The sequence below is a fragment of the Pectobacterium zantedeschiae genome (assembly GCF_004137795.1).
In the GTDB taxonomy this organism is placed as follows: Bacteria; Pseudomonadota; Gammaproteobacteria; order Enterobacterales; family Enterobacteriaceae; genus Pectobacterium; species Pectobacterium zantedeschiae.
In genome coordinates this window covers 226670-236619 of record NZ_NWTM01000005.1, presented here as the reverse complement: position 1 = coordinate 236619, position 9950 = coordinate 226670, and the positions used below count along the sequence as shown (strand labels likewise).

The following is a 9950-nucleotide window of genomic DNA, read 5'->3' as shown; positions in this document are numbered from 1 at the left end:
GATGATGCGTATGTTTAATTAATCCAGTTCGGATACCTTGATTAGCCAGCAGAGGGATGACGTGCTTAAGTAACGTTGTTTTACCTGTACCGCTGTAGGCGACAATAGCGATCAAGGGTAAATGATTAGAATTCACGGTGTTGATCCTCCCAGTTGGATAAATCCTCAGGCGAATTCAAATTATGAAAGGCTTCAGGTTGATCGTTGAATGAAACGGTTCTTGCTCCGATCTGTTCCATAAATAGCATTAACTTACGGTTTCCGAGGTGTAGATAAGATTCCAGCGGTTCAATAAGGTTTTTATTGATTAAGAGTAATGTGGGATGCGAACGTTCCCCATCTGTGGCATAAGCCGCATTTGCATCTCCACGTGCTTGCCATAAGCGGTGTACTAGGTCGAGGGGAAAGGCTGGGACATCACAAGGGACGAACACAACCCAGTCTGATGTAGAGGCATGTAATCCACTCAGAATACCTGCCAGAGGGCCCGCAAAGGTTGTATCAACGTCACCAATAATTCGGCATCCACTTTGCGCATATACATCCTGATTACGGTTGGCGCTGATGATGACTTCGTCGACCTGGGCTTTAAGCCGAGATAATGCATGTAGATATAGAGGCACACCGTTCAGCGTTATCAGACCTTTGTCGTCTCCTCCCATACGTGTTGCACGTCCGCCCGCGAGAATAACGCCTGTAATCATTTCACTTTCCAATTATCTATACCCACTTTTCTCTGTATGAAAGCTTGTGAGGGAGAAACCATACGTTATTCTCTGAAAACTTTCACATAAGACCAAGTTCTTTCCTCATGCCCATAAGGCTGTTATTTTTATCGGTATATGCTCAACATTGTCCAAGCTGTTTTCTACTTCTTGAAATTTATTGAGTACAAATCGTTTTTAAGGAGAAAAAAATGAAATGTCACCGCGTTAACGAGTTGATTGAACTCTTGCATCCAGCCTGGCAAAAAGAGCCCGATTTAAATCTGGTGCAATTTTTACAAAACCTTGCACAGGAGGCGGGGTTTGAGGGGCAGTTAAATGAACTGACTGATGATATCCTTATTTACCATCTGAAAATGCGTGGTGCAGATAAAGAACAAGTCATTCCCGGTTTGAAGAAAGACTATGAGGAAGATTTCAAAACAGCTTTGCTTCGTGCCCGTGGGGTTATTAAAGACTAGTGCAAAGGAATAACACGTTCATGATGTCAGCTATCGCGCGTAGCTATCGCATTCCATCTCTGATTATTTGTGGCTGCAATGAGTAGTTCGGTATTTAATTTCCAGACGCTATTTCCAGATCTGATCGTGGATGCCTTGTTGGAAGTCGGGCTGCGCGTTGATTCCGGCCTGACGGCATTAAACAGTTATGAAAACCGGGTATATCAGTTTGCGGACGAAGATCGTAAACGATTCGTGGTGAAATTTTATCGCCCGGAACGATGGAGTGCGGCGCAGATTCAGGAAGAGCATATTTTCGCCCAGCAATTGGTAGAGGATGAGGTTCCTATCGTCGCGCCTGTTTTGCTTAATGGACAGACGTTGAATGTCTACGAAGGATTTCATTTTGCCGTATTCCCTAGCGTGGGCGGCCGGCAGTATGAAATGGATAATGAAGATCAGTTAGAGTGGGTCGGCCGTTTTCTCGGACGGATTCACCAGACGGGTCAGAAAGCGTTATTCATCGAGCGCCCTACGATAGGGGTAAATGAATATCTGCATGAACCTTATCGTTTGCTGGAGACATGCCCGCTAATACCGAAAATACATCGACATGATTTTTTACAGGCTACTCGTCAACTGATTGATACAGTTGAAACTTATTGGCACAGCGACTGGCGGCCACTGCGTCTACATGGGGATTGTCACCCAGGAAATATTTTATGGCGTGATGGCCCGCTATTTGTTGATTTGGATGATGCCCGCAATGGCCCGGCAATACAGGATCTATGGATGCTGTTGCATGGCGATCGTCGTGAACAACGTATTCAACTGGATATTTTGCTAGAAGCCTATAGCGAATTTGCGGAGTTTCAGGAGAAAGAGCTCGCATTGATCGAGCCTCTTCGTGCGATGCGGCAGGTTTATTATTTGGCTTGGGTCGCGCGTCGTTGGGAAGACCCTGCTTTTCCGAAAAATTTCCCCTGGATGACGGATGCTGATTTCTGGTTGAAGCAAACGGCAATATTTATTGGGCAAACTCAGCTGTTGCAGGAGCCCCCTCTACAGCTAATGCCAATGTACTGAAATTAAATGGAGAGAGTGAAATTTATGAAAAAATTATGGCTTGCACTGATTGGCGTCGTTCTGGCATTTAGTGCTTCAGCTGCAGAATTTTCTGACGGCAAGCAATATGTAGAATTAGATAAGCCTGCAACTCAAGAGCCTCAGGTTCTCGAGTTTTTCTCATTCTATTGCCCGCACTGTTATCAATTTGAACAGGTTTATCATGTCCCAGATGCAGTAAAAAAAGCGTTGCCAGAAGGGGTGAAGATGACACGTTATCACGTTGACTTCTTGGGCCCGTTGGGTAAAAACCTGACGCAGGCTTGGGCTGTTGCCATGGCGCTGGGCGTAGAAGATAAAGTGACTCCGCTGATGTTTGATGCTGTTCAGAAAACACAGACCGTACAAAAACCAGAAGATATTCGTGCCGTCTTTGTTAAAGCTGGCGTGACTGCGGATGAGTTTGATAATGCTCTGAATAGTTTTGTTGTGAAATCTCTGGTTGCTCAGCAGGAAAAAGCTGCCGCAGATTTACAATTACGCGGCGTTCCAGCCATGTTCGTTAACGGTAAATATATGATCAAGAATGATGGTCTTGATACCAGTTCAATGGATGGATATGTAAAACAGTACGCTGACGTGGTGAAGTTCCTCATTACCAAAAAGTAATTATTTAATAAGTCATGCGGGTAAAACCGCATGACTTTATACCTTCTCTCTATTCATCTTCTTATCTTTATATCTCACCGCCCTACAATATCTATTTATCTTTTTGTTTATATCCACAAATTGGATGACGGTTTTATGTGTTTCTAAAATAAATCATTTATATTATAACTGCATGAAATTAATCAATATAAAAAATTGTCCTGGGGTGGCGGAAAAAATTAGTAATTAAATAGGTAAAATTATTCACAAAGTTATCCACAGGAAGATCTTGCGAGGATCCATGCAAAATCAGCCAATATCTTACGTTAAGGATCGTCTCTTCCCCTGACCTATGGCATGCTTAGCGTTATGACAGACCACAACGATCACGGCAGGCTATGGCTCAGATTGCAGAAAACCCTTTAATACTGGTAGACGGTTCATCCTATTTGTACCGTGCTTATCACGCTTTCCCACCGTTAACAAACAGCGCGGGAGAAGCAACCGGTGCAATGTATGGCGTATTGAATATGCTACGCAGTTTGCTACTGCAATATCATCCCAGCCACGTTGCCGTTGTTTTTGATGCGAAAGGGAAAACGTTTCGCGACGAGCTGTTCGAAAACTATAAAGCTCATCGGCCACCCATGCCGGAGGATCTGCGTGAGCAGATAGAGCCTCTGCATAACATGGTAAAAGCGATGGGGCTGCCACTTCTGGCAGTGTCCGGTGTAGAGGCGGACGATGTGATTGGTACGCTCGCCGTGCAGGCGGAAAAAGTGGGTAAACCGGTGCTGATTAGTACTGGCGATAAAGATATGGCGCAGTTGGTGACGCCGGGTGTGACGCTCATTAATACCATGAACAACACCATTCTTGGCCCACAGGAAGTGTGTGATAAGTACGGTATTCCTCCTGAGCTGATTATTGATTTTCTCGCGCTGATGGGAGATGCATCGGATAACATTCCCGGTGTACCTGGCGTGGGGGAAAAAACAGCGCAGGCACTATTACAAGGGCTTGGTGGGTTGGATGCGCTCTATGCAAACCTTGATAAAATAGCCGAACTTTCTTTCCGTGGCGCGAAAACCATGGCACCGAAGCTGGAACAGCATAAAGAAGTGGCCTATCTCTCTTATCAGCTTGCCACCATTAAAACGGATGTTGAGCTGGAGCTCAGCTGCGATCAGCTCACCGTTAACGAGCTGGATGTGGATGAACTGCATCGCCTCTTTTCCCGTTATGAATTTAAACGCTGGTTATCAGATATTGAATCAGGCACTTGGATGCAGGGTAAAAAGAGCACCCAGCCTGCTCAACCAACAACAATAGCATTGGATAAGAGTGCCATTAACCACAGCAATGTTTATTGCAATACGGTATCACCGGCGATAAATCCGCCAAAGGCTACTGCTGTCAACTCTAGTGATGTTGATGACAATATCGAGGCACCTACGCTTTCTGCCGACGGTTATGTCACGATCCTTGATGAAAAAACGCTGCTGGATTGGATTGAGCGTATAAAACAGGCTGGGGTTTTCGCTTTTGATACGGAAACTGACGGCCTGGATACACTCACTGCCAATCTGATTGGTCTGTCATTCGCGATTAAGCCAGGTGAAGCGGCTTATTTGCCGTTGGCGCATGACTATCTGGATGCACCTGAGCAGTTGGATCGTGCCCAAGTATTGGCATTGTTCAAACCGTTGCTGGAAGATGAGAAGCTACTTAAGGTTGGTCAGAACCTCAAATTTGATAAAGGCATCATGCAGCGTTATGACATCGATTTACGCGGTATCGCGTTCGATACCATGCTGGAATCCTACGTGCTCGACAGCGTGGCGGGTCGTCACGATATGGACAGTCTGGCCGAGCGCTATCTGAACCACAAAACCATTACCTTTGAAGAGATCGCGGGTAAAGGCAAAAATCAGCTGACGTTCAATCAGATCGCACTGGAACAGGCCGGGCCTTATGCCGCTGAGGATGCGGACGTTACGCTGCATCTGCACCAGACGTTGTGGGGTAAACTCCAACCACATGCCGATCTGTGTCAGGTCTTCCAGACCATCGATATGCCGCTGGTTCCGGTTTTATCCCGAATCGAACGTACTGGTGTGCTGATCGATCCCGCAATTCTGGCTGAACACTCAAAAGAGCTAACGACGCGCCTGGCGGATCTGGAAGCACAAGCGTATGAACTGGCCGGGGAAGAGTTCAATCTCTCATCGACCAAGCAGTTGCAAGGCATTCTGTATGAAAAGCAAAAGCTGCCGATTCTGAAGAAAACGCCAAAAGGCGCACCGTCAACGAATGAAGAAGTACTGGCCGAACTGGCATTGGATTATCCTTTGCCTAAGCTGCTCCTCGAATACCGGGGTTTGGCTAAGCTGAAATCTACTTACACCGATAAGTTACCACTGATGATCAATCCTACGACAAAGCGCGTACATACGTCTTATCATCAGGCTGTGACTGCGACGGGTCGTTTGTCTTCCAGCGATCCTAACCTGCAAAATATCCCAGTGCGTAACGATGAAGGACGTCGTATTCGTCAGGCATTCATTGCGCCTAAGGGCTACAGCATTGTTGCGGCCGACTACTCACAAATCGAACTGCGTATTATGGCGCACCTATCGGGTGATAAAGGGCTGTTGAATGCGTTCGCGAGCGGGTTGGATATTCACCGGGCAACGGCGTCAGAAGTGTTTGGCACCGCGCTGGATAAGGTGACATCAGAACAGCGTCGCAGTGCCAAAGCGATCAACTTCGGTTTGATCTACGGTATGAGTGCCTTTGGCTTGTCACGCCAGTTGAATATTCCCCGTAGCGAATCGCAGAAATACATGAATCTGTATTTTGAGCGTTATCCTGGTGTGCAGGATTATATGGAACGGACGCGCCAACAGGCGGCAGAGCATGGCTATGTGTCTACATTGGATGGTCGCCGTCTCTACCTGCCCGATATCCATTCTCGTAATGCGATGGCGCGTAAAGGCGCGGAACGTGCGGCGATTAACGCCCCGATGCAGGGGACAGCAGCTGACATTATCAAGAAAGCGATGATCGCGATTGATGATTGGCTACAGAAAGACGCACCGTTAGTGAAAATGATCATGCAGGTTCACGATGAGTTGGTTTTCGAGATTCATGATTCGGTTATTGAAGAATCCATTAGTAAAATCAAGATATTAATGGAAGGTTGTATGCAATTGAATGTCCCGTTGCAGGTCGATATTGGTACGGGTATGAACTGGGATGAAGCGCATTAATGGCCAATTTTTGTGCTATTTCTGTAATTAAATAACAGTATTGTGTGACCTGGTTTAACTTTGTGTAATCGATAACCATTTTCTATGAAAGTAAACAACAAAAAAGCCTTTGTTCCCGTGAAAAAATAGGGTAGAGTTAAAGACGTAGGGTACAGAGGTAAGATGTTCTATCTTTCAGACCTTTTACTTCACGTAATCGGATTTGGCTGAATATTAGCCGCCCCGCTCAGTTTTGAGCGGGGCGTTTTTTATGGGCCTTATCTAGGTTTTTTACCCTCAGATGCCAGTAACTGCTCAGCAGACAGCACGGTTTGGAGTGTAAAATGAACATCTCTGATGGGGAATCGCGGGAAGGTAGGGGCGTGATGCGAGTGATGACACTCTGCACCACGCGAAAAGATTATTCTGCTTCTTGTTCTTCTTGAGCGTGTTCCAACGTGCTGAACCAGTTATCCAATTTCTGCCGTAGTTTATCGACGCCGAGTTTTTTCAGTGAAGAAAATACCTCGACCTGAATATCTCCCGTAAAGGGTAATACCGCTTCGCGAACCATATTCAGCTGTGTCTTACGGGCGCCTGAAGCGAGCTTATCGGCTTTGGTCAGTAGCACTAAGACTGGAAGCCCGACATCGACCGCCCACTGAATCATTTGCTGATCGAGATCTTTCAGCGGATGGCGAATATCCATCAGTACAACCAGCCCCTTCAGGCTGTTACGCTTTTGTAGGTATTCACCGAGTGCACGCTGCCATTTGATCTTCATTTGCTCCGGCACTTCGGCATAGCCATAGCCGGGTAGGTCGACCAAACGCACGCCATCTGCCACCTGAAACAGGTTGATCAACTGGGTACGGCCCGGTGTTTTACTGGTTCGCGCCAGGTTTTTCTGGTTGGTCAGCGTATTCAGCGCGCTGGATTTTCCGGCGTTAGAGCGCCCAGCAAAGGCCACTTCAATACCGCTATCCGTTGCCAGATGACGAATATCCGGGGCGCTGATGATAAAACGCGTCATGTGGTAGTTATATTGCTGGGTCACGATGGTTATCTCTATCTGGATCTCTGTCTGGTTGGCGATTATACCTGTAACTGACAATAAAGGCGGCTTTATCTGCCTCGAAATGCAACAAGTGAGTGTGAAAAGAAAAGCTCAGCCGTCTGATGCGGGCGCTTTTTTATTACCCAACTTTCTGCTAGATTCCGCCGCACTTCCCTTATATCTGTGTACCTGAGAACAACATTATGAACCGACCTGTCAAAGGGGCTGCCGATAAGGCAGGAAAACCTAAAGTAAAAAGAAAAACCCGCGAAGAGCTAGAGCGTGAAGCGCGTGAGCGGAAAAGAGATAAAAAACATCGTGGTCATGCTGCGGGTAGCCGGACTCAGGAAAAATCGTCTACCGATCAGAATTCTGGCCAACGTAAAGTGGCCGATCCACGTATCGGTAGCAAAAGGCCTGTACAGCTTGGCGTGTTGGATAGCGCTGTCGCCAAACCGAAGCCTAAGTCGAAGCCTTCTGAGCCCGTGGAGAAAGTTGTTGCTGCCAAGCCAGCGATGTCACCGGAAGAAGAGCTGGAAATGTTAGAAAACGATACGCGTCTGGATGCATTGTTGGATCGGCTGGATAGCGGTGAAACGCTAAGTGCCAAAGATCAGTCATGGGTTGATGAAACACTGGATCGCATCGATATTCTGATGGAAGAGCTTGGAATCGAACTGGGTGACGACGATGACGAAGAAGAGCAACAGGAAGACATGTTGCAGCTTTTAAAACGTAACAACCCGAAAGACGCGTTCTAATCAATGAAATGGCTGTTTCTGTTTCTGATATTGCTGGTTGCGTTTTATCTGCTCTGTCTGTTCAGTAAACTATGGCTATTATCGAAGCGTAAGCACCGGTTGCATCGCGCCCTGTTTAATGGGCGCGTGAATCAGGTTCGACGCCAACGCCCCAGACAAAAACGCCGGGAGCGTTTTTGAGCGTCACAAACGTGACGGCCCTTTAGGGCGAGTCTCAAGGATGAGACGAGTAACAAAACGTAGGAAACGTCTTTGAACGCCATTTTTGGCGATCTGAAGGAGGGGAAGGATAACCCACCGAGTAAAAACTGGAAGGAGTGAGCGAATATGTCGATACAGTCCGTTGACTGGGATCTGGCCCTGATTCAAAAATATAACTATTCCGGGCCGCGTTATACATCATATCCCACAGCGTTAGAATTCAGTGAAGCTTACGATGAGCCTGCTTTTCAGCATGCCGTCGCCCGTTATCCGCAGCGACCGCTGTCGCTGTATATTCATATCCCTTTTTGTCATCGGCTGTGCTATTTCTGCGGCTGTAATAAGCTGGTTACGCGTCAGCAGCATAAAGCGGATGAATATCTTGATGTGCTGGAGCAGGAAATTCGCCAGCGTGCGCCACTATTTGCAGGACGAACGGTGACGCAACTACATTGGGGCGGCGGTACGCCAACCTACCTGAATAAAGTACAAATTAGCCGACTGATGTCACTGCTGCGCGAGCAGTTCTCTTTTTCCGAGCAGGCTGAGCTGTCGCTTGAAGTCGACCCGAGAGAAATTGAACTGGATGTCCTCGACCATCTGCGTGCTGAAGGGTTTAACCGCCTGAGCATGGGGGTGCAGGATTTTAATAAAGACGTTCAGAAGCTGGTCAATCGCGAGCAAGATGAAGACTTTATTTTTTCCCTCATTGAGCGGGCAAAGGCGCTTGGTTTCTCCTCAACCAATATTGATTTAATTTACGGCCTGCCGAAGCAAACGCCGGAAAGCTTCGCTTTTACACTACAGCGCGTTGCTGAATTAAGTCCGCACCGGCTTAGCGTTTTTAACTATGCGCATTTACCCAACTTGTTTGCGGCACAGCGCAAGATTAAAGAAGCGGATTTGCCAAGTGCGGAGCAAAAGCTGGATATTCTGCAACAGACGATTGGGTCGCTGACGCAATCGGGCTACCAGTTTATTGGTATGGATCACTTTGCTCGCCCGGACGATGAACTGGCTGTGGCACAAAGGGAAGGGAAGCTGCATCGCAATTTCCAGGGTTATACGACGCAGGGCGATAGCGATCTTCTCGGTATGGGTGTTTCGGCGATTAGTATGATCGGTGATAGCTATGCCCAGAACCAGAAGGAGCTGAAACAGTATTATGCGCAGGTCAAAGACAAAGGAAATGGCTTGTGGCGTGGGTTACAACTGACGCGTGATGATTGTCTCCGTCGTGACGTGATTAAGACGCTGATTTGTAATTTCCAACTCTGCTATGCGCCTATTGAAGCGGAATATGCGATCGATTTTAAAACCTACTTTGAGCAGGATTTAGCGTTATTGGCACCGCTGGTGGCTGATGGGCTAGTCGATAGTCAGGAAGATGGGTTGGAGGTGACGCCGAAAGGACGTTTGCTGATCCGTAATATCTGTATGTGTTTTGATGTTTATTTACGTAGCAAGCTTAGAACGCAGCAATTTTCCCGGGTGATATGACCTGTTTCGTTGATGAATGAGTAAAAATATTGTTTGTAAGTAGTAGAAAATAAGATGCGCATCTACCCTGAATAATGTGAGTTTCAGGAAGACGGTAAGGCAAGGAATCCTGATGAGCCTACTCAGATAAGTATTCGGGTGACTGACAATTATGTCAGAGACTGATTTGAATGCTGCTGGCGGTAGTCACTACGGAGCTAGGCACACACGAGTGTGCCTAGTAGCGCACCCAACGCACATGCAACTTGAAGTATGACGGTATAAAAAACTCCGGTGTGTGAAAAACCACACACATCGGAGTG

The 9950-nt window shown here is 47.0% G+C and carries 10 protein-coding genes; 7 read left to right on the top strand and 3 right to left on the bottom strand.

Annotation, left to right across the window (positions count from 1 at the left end; all coding sequences use genetic code 11):
• A partial coding sequence (locus CLR69_RS20880; protein ID WP_197730600.1) for a molybdopterin-guanine dinucleotide biosynthesis protein MobB occupies nt 1–136 on the bottom strand: 136 nt, incomplete at its 3' end.
• Nucleotides 126–704: a molybdenum cofactor guanylyltransferase MobA gene (gene mobA / locus CLR69_RS20875; protein ID WP_129713040.1), complete on the bottom strand. Its 579-nt coding sequence runs from the start codon at nt 702–704 to the stop codon at nt 126–128. The genes mobA and CLR69_RS20880, both read right to left, overlap by 11 nt.
• A 212-nt stretch (nt 705–916) precedes the next feature.
• On the opposite strand from mobA, the gene CLR69_RS20870 reads away from it, so the two are divergent.
• The 5 genes from CLR69_RS20870 to spfP all read left to right on the top strand — a co-directional run bounded on the left by CLR69_RS20870 (nt 917) and on the right by spfP (nt 6360).
• On the top strand, nt 917–1186 hold the full coding sequence (locus CLR69_RS20870; RefSeq protein WP_129709492.1) for a YihD family protein: 270 nt from the start codon (nt 917–919) through the stop codon (nt 1184–1186).
• 78 nt (nt 1187–1264) lie between these two features.
• Complete coding sequence (locus tag CLR69_RS20865) at nt 1265–2251, top strand: serine/threonine protein kinase (protein ID WP_129713041.1); 987 nt, start codon at nt 1265–1267, stop codon at nt 2249–2251.
• 24 nt (nt 2252–2275) lie between these two features.
• Nucleotides 2276–2899 carry a thiol:disulfide interchange protein DsbA gene (gene dsbA / locus CLR69_RS20860; protein ID WP_129709488.1) on the top strand — a complete coding sequence of 208 codons (624 nt, stop codon included), beginning with the start codon at nt 2276–2278 and terminating at the stop codon, nt 2897–2899.
• Nucleotides 2900–3276: 377 nt separating this feature from the next.
• Nucleotides 3277–6150, top strand: a complete 2874-nt coding sequence (polA, locus tag CLR69_RS20855) for a DNA polymerase I (protein ID WP_129713042.1) — start codon at nt 3277–3279, stop codon at nt 6148–6150.
• 162 nt (nt 6151–6312) lie between these two features.
• Nucleotides 6313–6360 (top strand): small protein SpfP, encoded by a 48-nt coding sequence (gene spfP / locus CLR69_RS23505; protein ID WP_071892919.1) that lies wholly within the window; start codon nt 6313–6315, stop codon nt 6358–6360.
• A gap of 190 nt (nt 6361–6550) precedes the next feature.
• Here the strand turns inward: spfP and yihA are convergent, their stop codons facing one another.
• Nucleotides 6551–7186 carry a ribosome biogenesis GTP-binding protein YihA/YsxC gene (gene yihA, locus CLR69_RS20850; protein ID WP_129713043.1) on the bottom strand — a complete coding sequence of 212 codons (636 nt, stop codon included), beginning with the start codon at nt 7184–7186 and terminating at the stop codon, nt 6551–6553.
• Between the two features lie 203 nt (nt 7187–7389).
• Between yihA and yihI the strand changes: the two genes are divergently transcribed.
• Together yihI and hemN are read left to right on the top strand one after the other, a co-directional pair.
• On the top strand, nt 7390–7947 hold the full coding sequence (gene yihI, locus CLR69_RS20840; RefSeq protein WP_129713044.1) for a Der GTPase-activating protein YihI: 558 nt from the start codon (nt 7390–7392) through the stop codon (nt 7945–7947).
• Between the two features lie 327 nt (nt 7948–8274).
• Nucleotides 8275–9648 (top strand): oxygen-independent coproporphyrinogen III oxidase, encoded by a 1374-nt coding sequence (gene hemN / locus CLR69_RS20835; RefSeq protein ID WP_129713045.1) that lies wholly within the window; start codon nt 8275–8277, stop codon nt 9646–9648.
• The last annotated feature ends 302 nt before the right edge of the window (nt 9649–9950 follow it).